1 rRNA gene is annotated in these 256 nt (G+C 42.6%); it reads left to right on the forward strand.

The annotated features are described in order from the left end of the window. Window positions 1-87: ribosomal RNA gene (locus tag M3189_RS26705) — 16S ribosomal RNA — on the forward strand; the annotation flags it as partial. Between the last annotated feature and the right edge of the window lie 169 nt (window positions 88-256).

Genomic DNA, 256 nt, shown 5'->3' on the forward strand with positions numbered 1-256 from the left:
AGCCAGCCGCCTAAGGTGGGACAGATGATTGGGGTGAAGTCGTAACAAGGTAGCCGTATCGGAAGGTGCGGCTGGATCACCTCCTTTCTAAGGATAATGCAGTCCTTGACGGACTGATAAAACGTTGGCGTTACTTGTTTGTTTAGTTTTGAGGGAGTAATTCTCTCAAAGCTTTTTTTAATCGTTCCTTGAAAACTAGATAATCGTAAGAAGAAGTCAAAGTAAAACCGAGAAAAAGCCACTTTAGTTTTCTCTC

The organism is Neobacillus niacini (genome assembly GCF_023715415.1).
Taxonomy (GTDB): Bacteria; Bacillota; Bacilli; order Bacillales; family Cytobacillaceae; genus Neobacillus; species Neobacillus niacini_C.